Raw genomic sequence first — 16,085 nt, 5'->3', positions numbered from 1 at the left:
TCGGTTCATTAGGGTGAGCAGCGTGAGCGATCCGCAGATCACCCTGACCGTCCGGCACACGCCGTCCGCGCTCGACGCGCGGCGGGGGGTTGTCCGGCTGCACCCGGAAGTGCTCGACGCGCTCGGCCTGCGGGCCTGGGACGCCGTGCACCTCACCGGCGCGCGGCGCAGTGCCGCGTTGGCCGCGCCTGCCGAGGAGGAGGCGACGCCGGGGGTCGTGTTGACCGACGACGTCACCATGTCGAACCTCGGCGTCGCGGAGGGCGGCGAGGTCGTGGTCTCGCCGGCGGAGGTGACCGCTGCCCGGACGGTCACCGTGTCCGGGTCCCGGCTGGCGTCGGTTTCGGTGTCGCCGCAGACGTTGCGGCTCGCGCTCACCGGCAAGGTTCTGACCCGCGGCGACGCGGTTTCCCTGTTGCCGCAAGACCTCGCGCCCGCGCCGGGCTCGGACGTCGCCGCCGTGCGCGGGCAGTTGTCCCGCGTGATCGGGGCGACTTGGACGAACGAACTGCTGACCGTCACGGCGACGGAACCGGCTGGTGTCGTCGTGGTTGGACCGTCCACTGTGGTCAGCTGGCGGGACGGGGCCCGCACTGGCACGCCGACCAGCGAACCGCCGGCGCGCTCCGCGACCGCGCTCGTCCGCACCACTGCGGTCACCGCCGCCGAGGATTACCTCGAAGCGGAGATCGTCGAAGAGGTCGTCACCGAGGCCCGCGAGGAAGAGCTGGACGAGCCGGTGCCGGTCGCCGATCTGGTCGGGGCCGAGGGCGCGGCACGCAAACTGGCCGAGTGGTTCGATCTGGCGTTCCACCGGCCGGAACTGCTGGCGAAGCTGCGCACTTCGGCGCATCTGGGCGTGCTGCTGTCGGGCCCGGAGGGCGTCGGCAAGGCGACGCTGGTGCGGTCGGTCGCCGCGGCGGAGAAGGTGCGCGTGGTGTCGGTGACCGCGCCGAATATCTCGGTGCTGGAACCGAATGCGGCCCACCGATCGCTGCGCGAGGCCATCGACCGGGCCGCGGACGGCGACGGTCCCGGCGTGCTGCTGATCAACGACATCGACGCGCTGCTCCCGGCCACCCAGCCGCCGCCAGTGGCCACGGTGGTGCTGGAGGAACTGCGCGCCGCGCTGCGCCGGAACGGACTGGCTGTGGTGGCCACGACCGCGCGGGCCGAGTCGGTGGATCCGCGGCTGCGCGGGGCCGACCTGCTCGACCGCGAACTGGGCTTGCCGCTGCCGGAGGCGAAAACCCGCGTCGAACTGCTGCGGATCCTGCTCCGCGACGTGCCGGTCGAATCCGGTGCCGACCTGGGCGTACTCGCCGAACGCACGCCCGGTTTCGTCGCCGCCGACCTGCTCGCCCTGCGCCGGGACGCGGCGTTGCGGGCCGCGCTGCGGCAGCGGGACGTGGACGAACCCAAGATCTCCCAGCAGGACCTGCTCGACGCGCTGGCCACCGTCCGGCCGATCTCGCTGTCCACTTCGGACAACCTGGCGACCGGCGGCCTGACCCTGGACGACGTCGGCAACATGACGTCGGTCAAGGAAGCGCTCACCGAAACCGTGCTGTGGCCGCTGCGCTACCCGGACTCGTTCGCCCGGCTCGGCATCGAACCGCCGCGCGGCGTGCTGCTGTACGGCCCGCCTGGCGGCGGCAAGACGTTCCTGGTCCGGGCGCTCGCCGGCACCGGCGCGCTGAACGTGTTCGCGATCAAGGGCGCGGAACTGCTGGACAAATGGGTCGGCGAATCGGAACGCGCGGTCCGCGACCTCTTCCGCAGGGCCGCCGACGCCGCCCCATCGCTGATCTTCCTCGACGAGATCGACGCGCTCGCCCCGCGCCGCGGCCAGTCGTCCGACTCCGGCGTTGCCGACCGCGTGGTCGCCGCGCTGCTCACCGAACTGGACGGCGTAGAGCCGATGCGCGAGGTCGTCGTGCTGGGCGCGACGAACCGGCCCGAACTGGTCGACCCGGCCCTGCTGCGTCCCGGACGGCTGGAGCGGCGGATCTACGTCCCGCCGCCGGACGCCGAATCCCGCGCCGCGATCCTCGCCGCGACGGCGAAGCACACCCCGCTGGCGTCCGATGTGGACCTCGCGGCCACCGCGGAGGCACTTGAGGGCTACTCGGCCGCCGACTGCGCCGCACTGATCCGGGAGGCGGCGCTGACCGCGATGCGCGAGTCGTTGGAGGCACGCGAGGTGACCGCGGCGCATCTGGAGAAGGCGCGCGAGGCGGTGCGGCCTTCGCTGGACGCCGCGCAGCTGGCGACGCTGGAGGCTTACGCGCAGGCTCAGCAGGAACGCTGAGGACGCCTCGGCAACCGCCCCAATGTGGCATTGGGTGCATCAGACGCACCGAACGCCACATTGGGTGCGTCGCATGCACCCAATGTGGCATTGGGGCCAGGCGAGGTGCTCGCTACGTGGCGGCAGATGGTCGACGACGGCCGCGCAGGGCCGCAGCCGGGCACCGCAAACATGACAAAGCCCGCGCCGTAGCGCGGGCTGTCATCGGTATCGGAAAAGGTCAGCTGCCCTGGTGGCCGCCGGGCTGGTAGTCCTTCGTGATGATCACTATGACGCCAGGGCTCGAGTTCTGGATGCCGTCGAACCGGGGCTGGGCCTGGAAGCCGAACTCCTTGGCCAGCTGTTTCGCGGCGGCTTCCTCGTCGGTGCCCGGCCGGAAGTAGGCGGTGGTCGCCGGGATGTTGCCCTGCGAGTAGTTGCCGACCTCGGCGACGTTCCAGCCCGACCCGCGGAAATCGGCGGCGGCCTGTTCGGCGAGGTGCTTGATCAGCGAGTTGTTGTAGACCCGCAGGGTCACCCACTTGTTCGAGGCCTGCTGGTCCGGGCCCGCCTGGCCCGGCTGCCCTGGCTGCTGGCCCGGCTGGCCGCCGGGCTGCCCGGCCTGGCTCGACGCCGGAGCCGAGGACGCGGCGGACGACGAGGCAGGAGCCGACGACGAAGCGGGCGACGACGGTGCGGAGCTGGGCGCCGAGGACGACGACGGCGCGGACGACGATCCGCCGGGCGCGGTGGGCTCGCCGGACGTGCTCGGCCCGGCGTTCTGGTCCCCGCTCGTATTGAGCACGGTGACCCCGCCGATGACGGCGGCGACGACCGCGACCCCGATCAGCGCGACTCCCGCGGCCTTCAACGGCCGGGACAGTCCCGAGAAGACGCTCATGACAGCTCGATCCCCAACCGCCGGGCCCCGCGTTTGCGCTGACGGGCGGCGCGCGTTTTGCGCAGCCGCTTGACCAGCATCGGATCGGCCGCGACGGCCTCCGGCTTGGCCAGCAGCGTGTTCAGCAACTGGTAGTAACGGGTGGAAGACAGTCCGAAGCGCTCCCGGATAGCGTTCTCCTTCGCCCCGGCGTGGCGCCACCACTGCCGCTCGAACGCGAGAATGTCCAGTTCGCGTTCGGTCAGGCCACCGACATTTTCCGGCGGCGACGGCTGGTCTCCAGCCATCGACTCCGCGGCGTCCATGCGGTCCTCGCAATCGGTGTCGGCAGTCCTTCCGCGGGCGCCATTGAACCACGGAACCCATGCTCGACATGGGCATCCGACCCGGCGCGTCACGGTCCGATCCAGGTGTAGCAGAAGGGTCCGACTAAACTCGGCGTCCGTGACCGTCCACCCCATCTGCATCGCCGGCGAACCCGTGCTGCACCAGCCCACGCGCGAGATCACCGAGTTCGACGACAAGCTCGCCACCCTCGTCGAGGACATGTTCGAGACCATGTACGCGGCCGAGGGCGTGGGCCTCGCGGCCAACCAGATCGGACTCGACCTGCGGGTATTCGTATACGACTGCCCGGACGACGAGGGCGTCGAGCACAAGGGCGTGGTGGTCAACCCGAAGCTGGAGACCTCCGAGATCCCGGAGACCATGCCGGACCCGGACGACGACTGGGAGGGCTGCCTGTCCGCCCCCGGCGAGTCGTACCCGACCGGGCGCGCCACGTGGGCCAAGGTGACCGGCTTCGACGTCGAGGGAAATCCGATCGAGGTCGAGGGCACCGGTTACTTCGCGCGCTGCCTCCAGCATGAGACCGATCACCTCGACGGGTTCATTTATCTCGACCGGCTCGTCGGCCGCCACGCGCGCGCGGCGAAGAAGATGCTGAAGAAGAACAAGTGGGGCGTGCCCGGCCTGACCTGGCTGCCGCCCAAGGAACCCGCGGACGCCTGACCCGCGCCGCGCCGCCTGATTTTCCCGAAGGCCTCCCCGGATTTTCCCGGGGAGGCCTTCGTTGTCCTTCGGCCAGACGGGCGGCAGGGTTGTGCCGACCCGACGTCGCATGGCATCGTCGGACGAGCAACCTCAACCGAATGCAACGCGGGAGCTCGCGCCTTGGCGGGCTGAGAGGGTGGCTGGTGTCCATCTCGCGGACACCCGGCGTCACCGACCGCATGAACCTGACCGGGTAATGCCGGCGTAGGGAGTGAACGTCGTTGACGACGCTGGAAAATCAGGGTGCCATCGCCCCGTCCGTCACCACCGGGCCGATCACCGGCTCGCGGAAGGTCTACCACCGCACTGAATCCGGCCTGCGGGTTCCGGCGCGGCGGATCGATCTGTCGAACGGGGAGCATTTCGACGTGTACGACACGTCCGGCCCCTACACCGATCCGGACGCGAACATCGATGTCCACAAAGGACTGCACCCGCTCAGGTCCGGCTGGGCCGACGGGCGGGAACACAACACCCAGCTCGGCTGGGCGAAAGCCGGGGTGATCACCCGGGAAATGGAGTTCATCGCCGCGCGCGAACGCTGTACTCCGGAGTTCGTGCGGGACGAGGTCGCCCGCGGTCGCGCGGTGATTCCGGCCAACCGCAAGCACCCGGAGACCGAGCCGATGATCATCGGCAAGAACTTCCTGGTGAAGATCAACGCCAACATGGGGAACTCGGCCGTCTGGTCCTCTGTGGAGGAAGAGGTCGACAAGATGGTGTGGGCCACCCGCTGGGGAGCCGACACGATCATGGACCTTTCCACCGGCAAGCGAATTCACGAGACGCGCGAGTGGATCGTGCGCAACTCGCCGGTCCCGGTCGGCACCGTGCCGATCTACCAGGCGCTGGAAAAGGTCAACGGGGAGCCGGAAAAGCTCACCTGGGAGATCTACCGCGACACCATCATCGAGCAGTGCGAGCAGGGCGTCGACTACGTGACGGTGCACGCCGGCGTGCTGCTGCGCTACATCCCGCTGACCGCGCGCCGGGTCACCGGCATCGTCAGCCGCGGCGGGTCGATCATGGCCGCCTGGTGCCTCGCGCACCACCAGGAATCCTTCCTGTACACGCATTTCTCCGAGCTGTGCGAGATCCTGCGCGAGTACGACGTCACGTTCTCGCTCGGCGACGGCCTCCGCCCCGGCTCGATCGCGGACGCCAACGACCGCGCCCAGTTCGCCGAGCTGGAAACCCTCGGCGAGCTGACGCACATCGCGCGCGAGCACGACGTGCAGGTGATGATCGAGGGCCCCGGCCACGTGCCGATGCACAAGATCAAGGAAAATGTGGAGCTTGAGGAAAAGCTCACCGGCGAGGCGCCGTTCTACACGCTCGGCCCGCTCGCTACGGACATCGCTCCGGCGTACGACCACATCACCTCGGCGATCGGTGCGGCGCAGATCGGCTGGTACGGCACGGCGATGCTGTGCTACGTCACGCCGAAGGAGCACCTCGGCCTGCCCAACCGCGACGACGTCAAGACCGGCGTGATCACCTACAAGATCGCCGCGCACGCCGCCGACCTCGCCAAGGGCCACCAGTACGCGCAGGACTGGGACGACGAATTGTCCAAGGCCCGCTTCGAATTCCGCTGGAACGACCAGTTCAACCTGTCGCTCGACCCGGACACCGCGCGGTCCTTCCACGACGAGACGCTGCCCGCGGAACCGGCCAAGACCGCGCACTTCTGCTCGATGTGCGGGCCGAAGTTCTGCTCGATGCGGATCACCCAGGACGTGCGCAAGTACGCCGAGGAGCACGGTCTGTCCTCTGTGGAGGCGATCGAGGCGGGCATGGCCGAGAAGTCTGCGGAGTTTTCCGAGCAGGGCAACAAGGTCTACCTGCCCGTGGTCAACCAGTGACAGTCACGCCCTGTACCGCCCTCACCATCGCCGGATCCGATTCCGGCGGTGGTGCGGGCGTGCAGGCGGACCTGCGCACGTTCTTCGCCAACGGAGTGCACGGGCTGGTCGCGCTCACCGCGGTCACCGTGCAGAATTCGCTTGGCGTGCAAGGGTTCTCCGAGATCCCGGTCGACGTCGTCACCGCGCAGATCAAAGCGGTCGCCGAGGACATGGGCGTCAACGCGGCGAAGACCGGCATGCTCGCTACCGCGGAGATCATTCAGGCGGTGGCGAAAACGCTGGACGAAGTCCACATTGGACGCACAACGGACACGCCGTTCGTAGTCGATCCAGTGGCCGCGTCGATGACCGGCCACGCACTGCTCCGCGAAGAAGCGTTGGAAGCGATCCGGACGGAACTGTTCCCCCGCGCCACGCTCATCACGCCGAATCTCGACGAGGTCCGGCTGCTGACCGGCGTGAGCGTCACCGACACGAAGAGCCAGCACGCAGCCGCGGAAGCATTGCTGGAGTTCGGTTCCCAATGGGTTTTGGTGAAGGGCGGACATCTCTACGACGCCGTCGACTGCGTCGATCTGCTCACCGACGGCTCGGCGGTCATCGAACTGAGCGGCCCGCGCATCGACACCGAAAACACCCACGGCGGCGGCGACACCATGGCGTCCGCGATCACGTCCTCGCTCGCGAAGGGCGCGGACGTGCCCACCGCGGTCGCGGAGGCGAAGCGGTTCATCGAACGCTGCGTCCTGGAGGCGTATCCGCTCGGTGCCGGCGTCGGCCCGGTTTCCCCGTTCTGGCGACTCGCGAACCCGCAGTGAATGCGACACTGACCGGATGAGCGAGACACCGGAAGCGTTGTGGGCGAGGCTGCCGCTTGAGGTGCAGCACGAGGTCGACGGCCTGGTCACCGAGCATCGCACCGCTTCGGCGGTCAAAACGATCCGCAAATCGGGCGTCACGCCCCGGCCGGGGATCGCCGAAGCGCAAGCGGTGTACCAATACCGGATGTCGGTGCTGAAGCCGCCGCCGCGGTTCTAGCCGCGCGAATCCACCGTCGGCAGCACGGTCGTGAGACCGGTCCAGTCGGACGTCACCACGGACGCGTGCTGCCTGGCCAGTTCGGCGACGCGCTGAACCGCCTGGTCGACGGTCGGGTTGCGGTCGTCGATGGCGGGCGCGACGTTCTGGGCGTCCGTCATCACCACGTAGTAGTGGTTTTCGTCGTACCAGGACATTCCGGCCTTCGCGAGCCATTCGCTCGCGTCCCCGTCGAAAACGACAAACCACGGTTTCTGCTCCGCGGAGTACTTGTCGCGCGGATCGCCGCTCGCGGCACCGTGCACAGTCGGGAAGATCTGCACCGAATTCAGTTTTCCGGCCGCTTTCTGCTCAAGCAGATAACGGGCGTACTCGACATCGGTGTGCAGCGTGTCGGTCGGATTTCCTTCTTCGACGGTGCCGGGGATGATCTCGGTGAGCACTTTGCCCCGCAAGGCGTCCAACGTCGGCCAATTGTCCGCTTTGGACGCTTCATCCAGTGTGGCGTGGCTGCCGAGAAGATCGGCGGGCTTGAACACCGCGTCACCGAGGTGGTCGCGGAACGCCGCGTCCAACTGGGCCGGGCCGAGGCCGGTATTCGCCGAGAAACCGGTCTTCATTTCGATCTTCAGGGTGAGCGGCCCGCGGCCGGGATGGGCGCCGAGCCAGATCCGGATGTCGTCCAGGCACGATTCGAGATCCTTGTTGGCGCCACCCGAGTAAAGGTCGGCCGCCGAATGCGCGTCGACGCAGTTGTTGCCGTTGCCGAGCGGATTGGAGTGGCTGACTTTCCACTCGTGGGTGAAAAAGTCCGGCCAGACGTCGAGTTCGAGCAGGGAGGAGCCGTTGTCCAGCGCCTGCGCGAGGTACGGGTACGCGGCCGGGTCGTAGGTGTTGTGCACGCCGACCGTGGTCACGTGCGAAAGCTGGGGGCTGTCCGCGCTGGCGACCCCCGGTACCGCCAGCGTGGACAAGAGCAGGAGACCGGCCGCGGCGAGCTTCACTGATGTCTCCTTCGTCACGGGGACCAGCACGAACGCTTACTGTGCCATCGTGGTGGACTGTGAATGAAGCACAGTTGCCTCAATGGACCAGACCAGAAGTCGGAACGCGCACATGACTGAGAACCCGAGCCCGCCCTCCGCGCTCACCATCGCCGGATCGGATTCCGGCGGGGCCGCCGGACTGCAGGCGGACCTGCGGACCTTCCTCACCTGCGGGGTGCACGGCCTGGTCGCGGTCACCGCGGTCACCGTCCAGAACACGCTCGGCGTGCACGACCGCGCCGACCTGCCGCCGCACATCGTCGCCGGGCAGATCGAGGCGGTCGCGGCGGACATGGGCGTCGGCGCGGCGAAAACCGGCATGCTCGCGTCCGCGGAGATCATCCACGCGGTCGCGGCGGCCTGCGACAAGGCCGGGATCGGCCGCGACGGCGCGATCCCGTTCGTGGTCGACCCGGTGGCCGCGGCGATGACCGGACAGTCGCTGTTCGACGACGACGGCCTCGCCGCGCTGCGCGACGAACTCCTGCCGCGCGCCACCGTCCTCACCCCGAATCTGGACGAGGTGCGCCTGCTCACCGGCATGACGGTGACCGACCGCGAAGGCATGCACACCGCGGCCGTCGTGCTGCACCAGCTAGGCCCGAAGTACGTGCTGGTGAAGAGCGGCCACCTGCAGTCCGACCCGGAATGCGTCGACCTGCTCTTCGACGGTTCGACCTTCGTGGAACTGCCCGGCCCGCGCTGGCAGACGCCGCACACGCACGGGGCTGGCGACACCATGGCGTCCGCGCTGACCGCTGGACTGGCCAAGGGCATGCCCGTGGTCGAAGCGGCGCGCTACGGCAAATGGTTCGTCTCGCAGGCCGTTGAACACTCCTACCCCATGGGCGCGAAAGTCGGCCCCGTGTCGGCGTTCTGGCGGCTCGCCCCGGAAGAGCGTTAGCCCTCGTCGGAGATCAGGGCTTCCAGCGCGGGCAGCGCGGCGATGATCGACTCGCGGGCCTCGGGCGTGAGGCGGTCGAGGCGGCGGTTGAGTTCCTGCACTCGGGTGGAGCGCACGCCGGAGACGAGGCGTTCGCCTTCCTCGGTGGCGCGGGCGAGCCAGGCGCGGCGGTCGACCGGGTCGGACTCGCGGGTGACGTAACCGGCCTCCACCAGCGTGGCCACGATCCGCGACATCGTGGCCGCCGCGACGCCTTCCTTCGCGGCGAGGTCGCCGAGGCGAAGTTCGCCGAAGTGGACGAGCGTGGCCAGCGCGGAGATCGACCCGTGTCCAGGCCCGGGCGCGCCCGCCTGGCGCAGCGAGCGGGAAAGCCGCCCCACCGCTAGATACAACCGGCCCGTTACGTCCTGGACCGAGGAAAGAGTCACGATCGGCTCCTTCTGACGCTGGTGCCCGCCGCTGGGTGCGCCGGAAAGGGTGCCGTCAACCATACGGCGTACCCGTGCTCAATCCGTGTCAAGCGCGGGCGAAATCACCATTACCCGACTATTTGTGCAGCTTGGCCGCCCATTCAGAGCACAGACACGTCGAGCGGAAGCTCCGCGGGCGGCGGCAGCGGCGTGGCGGCCTCCGCCCGGAACGACTGCAGCAGGTAGCCCGCGAGCCGACGCGACGCCGCCGGTGCCGCGGCTCCCGCGCCCGACCGCAGCCCGCCGTTCGCCAGCAAGATCAAGGACAGGTCGGAAACCGCGAAGTCGGCCCGCAGCGCACCGGCATCTTGCGCCCTGCGGATCAACTCGGTGAACGCCCGCAACGCCTGGTCCCGCAACTCCGCGAACCGCACCTGCTCCGGCAGCGCGGTCACGATCGCCGCGGAGAACCCGTGGTTGCGCGCCTGCATCGCGCACACTTCCTCGATCACCCGGCAGAACCCGCGCCACGGATCGGGGTCGGCGAGCGCCTCGTCGAGCATCCCCGCGCATTCGGCCATCGGCTCGGCGAAGGCATCGGCGACCAGGTCGGCCTTGGTCGGGAAATGTCGGTACACCGTGGCCACGCCGAGGCCCGCGCGGCGCGCCAGCTCGCTCATCGACACGTCCAGGCCTTCGGTCTCGAACGTGCGCTTCGCGACGTCGAGAATCTGCGCGCGATTGTGGGCGGCGTCGGTGCGCAACCGAGTCGGTTTTTCCGGCACTCTCTCACTTTACGCGAATCGGAAGACCCTTTCCACTTTCCGTGCTAGAAGTGGAACATGCCCTCCACTTCGATGCGAGCCATCACCTACGACCGCTACGGACCGCCGGAAGTCCTGCGCGAGGCCACCGTCCCGAGACCAGTGCCCGGCCCTGGCGAAGTCCTCGTCCGGGTGCGCGCGCTGACGGTCAACGGCGGCGAACTCGCGATGCGGTCCGGAAAGCTGCTTCCGTTCAGCGGCAAGCGTTTCCCCAAACGGATCGGCGTGGACCTGGTCGGAGAGGTGGTCGAACCGGGCACGAGCCGGTTCTCCGCCGGCGACCTCGTCTGGGGCGGCGGGCGGCGGATGGGCACTGCCGCGGAGTACTACGTGATGGCCGCGGATCAGCTGGACCACGTGCCTGCCGGGCTCGATCCCGTGCAGGCCGCGTCGCTGCCGGCGGGCACCACCGCGATTACCGCGCTGCGCGACAAAGCCCATCTGAAACCCGGCGAACGCCTGCTGATCCGCGGCGCGACGGGCGGGGTCGGTTTTGTGGCGACGCAGCTCGGCAAAGCGATGGGCGCGCACGTGACCGGGCTGACGAGCGCCAAGAACCTAGAGCTGGCAAGAGAACTCGGCGCGGACGTGGCACTCGACTACCGCGCTCCGGGCAGCCTCGGGAAGTTCGACGTCATCCTCGACACGGTCGGCCGGGACCTCGACACCTTCCGGCGACTACTGACTCCGCGCGGAAGGATGGTCGCGATCGCGTTCGACCTCGACCATCCGGTCCGCGCGCTCGGTTATGTGGCGGCGAATTCGCTGCGTCCCCACCGCTGGGTGCGCGGTTTCAGCGGGAACCCGAAGGCGGACCAGCTCGCTGACCTCAGCCGGTGGGTCGATGCCGGGTTGGTGCGACCGTTGGTGGATCAGGTGTTTCCGTTGGCGGATATCGCGGGGGCGCATCGGGTGCTTGAGGGAGGCGGGGTGCGCGGCAAGGTGGTGGTAGAGGTCTCGTGAGTGTTTATGCCGGTTAGAACCGGCATAAACACTCACGAGCACGTCAGCGAGGCGGACTGGACGCCTGCGCCCAAAACCGCTGCGGCACCCGCCCAGCGCCCCGCGCCAAGTACCCGGCCTCGACCGCGCTCCGCATCGCCAGCGCCATCCGTTCCGGATCCGCCGCCCGGGTCACCGCGGTCGACAACAGCACCGCAGAGCAGCCGAGTTCCATCGCCAGCGTTGCGTCCGACGCCGTACCGATTCCCGCGTCCAGCACGATCGGCACCGAGGCGCGCGAGACGATCAGCTCGATGTTGTGCGGATTCCGGATCCCCAGCCCGGTACCGATCGGGGCGCCGAGCGGCATCACCGCGGCACAGCCCGCCTCCTCAAGGCGGAGGGCGAGCACCGGGTCGTCGTTGGTATAGGCGAACACCGTGAATCCGTCCGCCACCAGGCGTTCGGCTGCTTCGAGGGTTTCCAGCGGGTCGGGCAGCAGGGTGCGGTCGTCGGCGTGCACCTCAAGTTTGATCAGGTTCGTTTCCAGCGCCTCGCGGGCCAGCTGGGCGGTGAGCACGGCCTCGGCCGCCGTCCGGCAGCCCGCGGTGTTGGGCAGCAGCTCGATGTCCAAGCGCCGCAACAACTCCAGTACCCCGGAGCCGCCCTCGGCGTCGGCGCGGCGCATCGCCACGGTGGTGAGCTGGGTGCCCGACGCGACCAGCGCTCGTTCCAGCACTTCGAGATTCGCCGCGCCACCGGTGCCGATGATCAATCGCGACGACAGCTTGTGTTCGCCGATGATCAGGTCGTCCATGCTCAACCTCCTTGAACCGCGGTCAGCACTTCGAGGCTCGCGCCCTTCGGCACGACCGCTTCTTCCCATTCGCCACGCCGCACGACCTCGCCGTTGACCGCGACGGCCACGCCCCGGCGTTCCGCTCCCAGCGCGTCGAGGACCGCGGAAACGGTGCTGTCGTCGGGGAATTCCCGCCATTCGCCGTTGACCTTGATCTCCATCAGACTCGCTCCTTCTCGAGACGGGCGGGCGTCGCCGCAGCGACCTCCGGCGGCGGGGCTTCGCCGGCCAGCCACGCGACCACAGCGTCCGCAGTCGCGGGCGCCATCAGCAAACCGTTGCGGTGATGTCCTGTCGCCGCGTACACGCCTTCGCTCACTTCGCCGATGTACGGCAAAGCGTCGCGGCTCGCGGCACGCAGTCCGGCGGCGAGTTCCACCAGCTCGTACTCCGTGATGCCGGGCAGAATACGTTCCGCGCCTTCCAGCAGCTCGCGTACGCCGCGCGCGGTGACAGCCTGATCGAAACCGGCTTCGTACTGCGTCGCGCCAAGGACCAGTTCGCCGTCTTCTCGCGGTACCAGATAGATCGGCCGTCCTTCGACCATCGCGCGCACCGTGTACGGCGGAGGCGGCAGACAGCCACGACGCGGACGCAGTCGCAGAATCTCGCCCTTCAGGGGGCGTACGGCGTGCTCCAGCAACGGATGCAGCTGCCCGGTCCACGCACCTGCGGCGAGGATCACCGGACCAGACACTTCGGAGAGGCTCTCGAGCCGCTCGCGGCGGAACTCGACCCCACGCTTCGTAGCCGCTTCGCTCAGCGCGGTAAGCAGTTTCCGGTTGTCCACGGCTAAATCGCCCGGCACATGAAGGCCGCTGCGCACCGAGCCGAGTCCTGGCGCGAGCCGCTTCGCCTCGCGCCCGGTGAGCGTCTCGACGTCGCGGCCGAGCGAGCGCAGGTACCCGGCGAGGATGTCGAGGTGCCCGGCGTCGGCGCTGTCGAAGCCGACGACGATCGTGCCGTGCTCGGCCAGCCCGGGATCGGTCCCTTCGGCGACTAGCTCCCGCGCGAAGCTGGGCCAGCGTCGCAGCGACGCCTCCCCCAGGCTGAGCACGGCTTCCTCGCCCGGCCACGCCTCGGTGACCGGCGCGAGCATCCCGCCGGCGAGCCAGGACGCCCCGCCGTGCACGGGATCCGGGTCGACGACCGTGACGCGCCATCCCCGGGCGGCCGCGCGCCAGGCAACGGACAGCCCGATGACGCCGCCGCCGACGACAGTGACGGTTGTGGTGCTGGTGTTCACAGTGGAATCACGCTCCCTGCGCCGGCATGACCCGGATCAGGTTCCACGGTCGGAGCGGCAGCTCCCTCTCAGCCCGTTGCCTCGGGCTCCCGTGCGGACTCCCACACCGTAGCGCGCGGGTAACGTCACCGCCATGCCTGCCTTGACCGGAGACCAAATTCGCACCCGGCTAGCCGACGCGCGCCTGTACCTGTGCACCGACGCCCGCACCTCGCGAGGCGACCTCGCCGAGTTCGCCGACGCGGCCTTGGCCGGCGGCGTGGACATCGTCCAGCTACGCGACAAGACCGGCGGCGCTCCCCTGGAAGCGAAGCAGGAAATCGCCGCGCTAGAGGTCCTGGCAGAGGCCTGCGCCCGCCACGGAGCGTTGCTCTCGGTAAACGACCGAGCAGATGTGGCGCTAGCCGTAGGCGCTGACGTCCTGCATCTGGGCCAAGACGACATCCCGGTTTCGCTGGCCCGCCGGGTCCTGGGCGACGACGTCGTGATCGGCCGATCCACCCATTCGGAGGAGCAGGCCAGCGCAGCCGCCACCGAGGCTGGCGTGAACTACTTCTGCACCGGCCCCTGCTGGCCCACTCCGACCAAGCCGGGCAGGTTCGCACCTGGGTTGGAGTTGGTTCGGGCCACTGCGGCAAGTGGCACGCAGCGCCCCTGGTTCGCCATCGGCGGCATCGACGAGACCCGGCTGCCCGAGGTACTGGACGCGGGCGCGACCCGCATCGTCGTTGTCCGGGCTATCACCGAGGCCGAAGACCCGAAAGCCGCCGCGCAGACCCTGCGAGCCCAGCTGCGGTAAAGCCCGCTGGCGCCAGGCGGCGGGCTACTCGTTCGCGTTCGAGGGGACCGCGGGAGCGGTAGGCGTCTGGCTGGTGCTGGGCGCCTGCGAACTAGTCGACGGCTTCGAGGACGAAGACGGAGGCTGAGTCTGCTGAGTCGCCTGCGAAGACGCCGGAGCACTAGGCGCCGTGGTCGGCGATGACGTCGGATTACCCGACCGGGACTCCCCGCTCGGCGGCACCTGCGGCTGGGTGCTCGGCGTGTTGTCCGGGTGATCGTCCTGGTGCTGGCTCGTGTCCGGCTGCCGGGGAATCAACCCAGTGGACACATTCCCCTGAGTCGTCCAGTCCAGCCCCAGCAGCACAACCAACGCAACCACGAACGCCACCGCACTGGACGCGATGATCAACGGCCACCGCATCTTCCGAAGCTTCTCGCCCAGGCTGTCGGAAGCATCCGGCCCAGTAGGACGCAACCGAACCGTAGGCATGTTCGCCACATCAGCGTCGACATGCACCGTCGCCCCGTCCCCGGAAGCGGACTCCCGCACCGCCTCCACCGGCACCAGCGCGCCTCGGCTGCGCCGAGCAGCCGTCTCCATAGCCTTCCGGGCGGCATCGCGAGTGCGCTGCAAAGACCGCAGGTACAACTCGCCGCCGACGGTGCTGACCACACTGGCCACCCCGGCGCCGATGACTGTTCCCGCGACCCCCAGCGTCGAACCCAGCAACGCGGCGGTGACCGCCGCGAGCGCCGCGGCGAGCACCGAGGTCATGCGGAGTTTCTTCTTGTCCTCCGCGGTTTCCTTCTGCTCCTCGCTCATGATTCCGATCTGATCGTTTCCCAGCCGTTGTTCCCTGTTTCTTCAACGGTTAAGTCGCCTGAGGTGCTCCCTTCGTTGCCCCGGCGTGAGGGACGCCACGTTGACTGTCCACAATGGATAGACTAAAGCTCACACTTTCCTGACATACTCGTCTCATGCACCTCGTGACGATCTCCGACATCGAAACCGCGGCCGGACGGCTGAAGGGCACCGCGGTGCACACCCCGCTGCTGCGCCAGCTCTGGGTTCCCGGCGAATTCTGGGTGAAACCCGAGAGCCTGCAACCGATCGGCGCGTTCAAGATCCGCGGCGCGTACAACGCGATCGCTGCACTCAGCGACGCCGAACGGGAACGCGGCGTGGTCGCGTATTCGAGCGGCAACCACGCGCAAGCGGTCGCCTACGCCGCACGCGAATTCGGGATCACCGCGGTGATCGTGGTGCCGGACGTCACTCCGCGGCTGAAGGTCGAAGCCACCCGCCGCTGGGGCGCGGAAGTCCGCGAAGTGCCGATCGCGGAACGGGAATCGGCGGCACTCGCTCTCGCCGAAGAACGCGGCCTCACGCTGATCCCGCCGTTCGACCACCCGGACGTCATCGCCGGGCAGGGCACGGCCGGGCTGGAGATCGCCGAGGACCTCCCGGACGTCGAGACCGTGCTGGTCCCGGTCAGCGGCGGCGGATTCGCCTCCGGGGTCGGCACCGCGATCAAGGCGAAGTGCCCGAACGCGAAGGTCTACGGCGTCGAACCGGAACTCGCCGCCGACACCGCGGCCAGCCTCGCCGCGGGCGAGATCGTGAACTGGCCCATCACCGACCGCGCCCGCACCATCGCGGACGGGCTGCGCGCACAACCGTCCGAGCTCACGTTCGCGCACCTGCGGAAGGTCCTGGACGGCGTGATCACCGTGACCGAGGACGAAATCCGCGACACCGTCCGCGCGCTCGCGCACCAGGGCCGCCTGGTGACCGAACCCAGCGGGGCCACCGCACCGGCCGCCTACCTGCACCACGCCGACGAACTTCCCGGCGGACGCACCGTCGCGGTCGTTTCCGGGGGCAACATCGATCCGGCGATGCTGGCGGAACTGCTCGCCTAGC

General features: G+C 69.0%; 18 protein-coding genes and 1 riboswitch. Of the genes, 9 read left to right on the top strand and 9 right to left on the bottom strand.

From position 1 onward, the window contains the following. Positions 1 to 22 precede the first annotated feature (22 nt). On the top strand, positions 23 to 2,311 hold the full coding sequence (locus tag H4281_RS42240) for an AAA family ATPase (RefSeq protein WP_182896460.1): 2,289 nt from the start codon (positions 23 to 25) through the stop codon (positions 2,309 to 2,311). Between the two features lie 220 nt (positions 2,312 to 2,531). Here H4281_RS42240 and H4281_RS42235 read toward each other — a convergent pair whose 3' ends face one another. Together H4281_RS42235 and H4281_RS42230 are read right to left on the bottom strand one after the other, a co-directional pair. Then, positions 2,532 to 3,191: a LytR C-terminal domain-containing protein gene (locus H4281_RS42235; protein ID WP_182896459.1), complete on the bottom strand. Its 660-nt coding sequence runs from the start codon at positions 3,189 to 3,191 to the stop codon at positions 2,532 to 2,534. Continuing rightward, positions 3,188 to 3,496 (bottom strand): DUF3263 domain-containing protein, encoded by a 309-nt coding sequence (locus H4281_RS42230; RefSeq protein ID WP_067579729.1) that lies wholly within the window; start codon positions 3,494 to 3,496, stop codon positions 3,188 to 3,190. Before H4281_RS42230 ends, H4281_RS42235 begins: the two co-directional genes overlap by 4 nt. Before the next feature lie 139 nt (positions 3,497 to 3,635). Between H4281_RS42230 and H4281_RS42225 the strand changes: the two genes are divergently transcribed. The 4 genes from H4281_RS42225 (at position 3,636) to H4281_RS42210 (ending at position 7,150) form a co-directional block, all read left to right on the top strand. After that, positions 3,636 to 4,202, top strand: a complete 567-nt coding sequence (locus H4281_RS42225; protein WP_182896458.1) for a peptide deformylase — start codon at positions 3,636 to 3,638, stop codon at positions 4,200 to 4,202. 263 nt (positions 4,203 to 4,465) lie between these two features. Next, positions 4,466 to 6,109: a phosphomethylpyrimidine synthase ThiC gene (gene thiC, locus H4281_RS42220; RefSeq protein ID WP_281390799.1), complete on the top strand. Its 1,644-nt coding sequence runs from the start codon at positions 4,466 to 4,468 to the stop codon at positions 6,107 to 6,109. Then, a complete protein-coding gene (gene thiD / locus H4281_RS42215; protein WP_182896457.1) occupies positions 6,106 to 6,930 on the top strand; it encodes a bifunctional hydroxymethylpyrimidine kinase/phosphomethylpyrimidine kinase in 825 nt (274 codons plus the stop codon). The genes thiC and thiD (H4281_RS42215) overlap by 4 nt, the downstream gene beginning before the upstream one ends. A gap of 16 nt (positions 6,931 to 6,946) precedes the next feature. Continuing rightward, a complete protein-coding gene (locus H4281_RS42210) occupies positions 6,947 to 7,150 on the top strand; it encodes a hypothetical protein (RefSeq protein WP_116200384.1) in 204 nt (67 codons plus the stop codon). Here the strand turns inward: H4281_RS42210 and H4281_RS42205 are convergent. After that, entirely contained in the window at positions 7,147 to 8,154 is a 1,008-nt protein-coding gene (locus tag H4281_RS42205; RefSeq protein WP_182896456.1) for a phosphatidylinositol-specific phospholipase C domain-containing protein, read from the bottom strand. The genes H4281_RS42210 and H4281_RS42205 overlap by 4 nt on opposite strands. A gap of 112 nt (positions 8,155 to 8,266) precedes the next feature. Here H4281_RS42205 and thiD (H4281_RS42200) point away from each other — a divergent pair, with 112 nt between their 5' ends. Then, the gene (gene thiD / locus H4281_RS42200; RefSeq protein ID WP_037807932.1) at positions 8,267 to 9,100 is read left to right on the top strand and encodes a bifunctional hydroxymethylpyrimidine kinase/phosphomethylpyrimidine kinase; all 834 of its coding nucleotides are present in this window, start codon (positions 8,267 to 8,269) and stop codon (positions 9,098 to 9,100) included. Here thiD (H4281_RS42200) and H4281_RS42195 read toward each other — a convergent pair. Further along, positions 9,097 to 9,528: a MarR family winged helix-turn-helix transcriptional regulator gene (locus tag H4281_RS42195; protein WP_037718524.1), complete on the bottom strand. Its 432-nt coding sequence runs from the start codon at positions 9,526 to 9,528 to the stop codon at positions 9,097 to 9,099. The two genes, thiD (H4281_RS42200) and H4281_RS42195, sit on opposite strands and share 4 nt — an antisense overlap. A gap of 143 nt (positions 9,529 to 9,671) precedes the next feature. Then, entirely contained in the window at positions 9,672 to 10,295 is a 624-nt protein-coding gene (locus H4281_RS42190; protein ID WP_182896455.1) for a TetR/AcrR family transcriptional regulator, read from the bottom strand. Between the two features lie 57 nt (positions 10,296 to 10,352). Between H4281_RS42190 and H4281_RS42185 the strand changes: the two genes are divergently transcribed. After that, a complete protein-coding gene (locus H4281_RS42185; RefSeq protein WP_182896454.1) occupies positions 10,353 to 11,297 on the top strand; it encodes an NAD(P)-dependent alcohol dehydrogenase in 945 nt (314 codons plus the stop codon). A 43-nt stretch (positions 11,298 to 11,340) separates the two neighbouring features. Here the strand turns inward: H4281_RS42185 and H4281_RS42180 are convergent, their stop codons facing one another. From H4281_RS42180 to thiO, 3 genes are all read right to left on the bottom strand, one after another. Beyond that, positions 11,341 to 12,093: a thiazole synthase gene (locus H4281_RS42180; protein WP_037807946.1), complete on the bottom strand. Its 753-nt coding sequence runs from the start codon at positions 12,091 to 12,093 to the stop codon at positions 11,341 to 11,343. A 2-nt stretch (positions 12,094 to 12,095) separates the two neighbouring features. Next, a complete protein-coding gene (gene thiS, locus H4281_RS42175; RefSeq protein WP_182896453.1) occupies positions 12,096 to 12,296 on the bottom strand; it encodes a sulfur carrier protein ThiS in 201 nt (66 codons plus the stop codon). Beyond that, entirely contained in the window at positions 12,296 to 13,381 is a 1,086-nt protein-coding gene (gene thiO, locus H4281_RS42170) for a glycine oxidase ThiO (RefSeq protein ID WP_182896452.1), read from the bottom strand. The genes thiS and thiO overlap by 1 nt, the downstream gene beginning before the upstream one ends. After that, positions 13,378 to 13,484: riboswitch (TPP riboswitch) on the bottom strand. Its footprint overlaps the gene before it by 4 nt. A 30-nt stretch (positions 13,485 to 13,514) precedes the next feature. Between thiO and thiE the strand changes: the two genes are divergently transcribed. Next, the gene (gene thiE / locus H4281_RS42165) at positions 13,515 to 14,180 is read left to right on the top strand and encodes a thiamine phosphate synthase (protein ID WP_182896451.1); all 666 of its coding nucleotides are present in this window, start codon (positions 13,515 to 13,517) and stop codon (positions 14,178 to 14,180) included. A gap of 24 nt (positions 14,181 to 14,204) precedes the next feature. Here thiE and H4281_RS42160 read toward each other — a convergent pair whose 3' ends face one another. Further along, positions 14,205 to 14,984, bottom strand: coding sequence for a hypothetical protein (locus tag H4281_RS42160; RefSeq protein ID WP_182896450.1), 780 nt, complete (start codon positions 14,982 to 14,984; stop codon positions 14,205 to 14,207). A gap of 155 nt (positions 14,985 to 15,139) precedes the next feature. Here H4281_RS42160 and H4281_RS42155 point away from each other — a divergent pair, with 155 nt between their 5' ends. Next, positions 15,140 to 16,084, top strand: coding sequence for a threonine ammonia-lyase (locus H4281_RS42155; protein WP_182896449.1), 945 nt, complete (start codon positions 15,140 to 15,142; stop codon positions 16,082 to 16,084). Position 16,085: the final 1 nt, after the last annotated feature.

Origin of the sequence: Amycolatopsis dendrobii, assembly GCF_014145675.1 — a bacterium.
GTDB lineage: Bacteria > Actinomycetota > Actinomycetes > Mycobacteriales > Pseudonocardiaceae > Amycolatopsis > Amycolatopsis dendrobii.
Note: the sequence above shows the minus strand (reverse complement) of the source record. Positions and strands in the feature narration are given on the sequence as shown.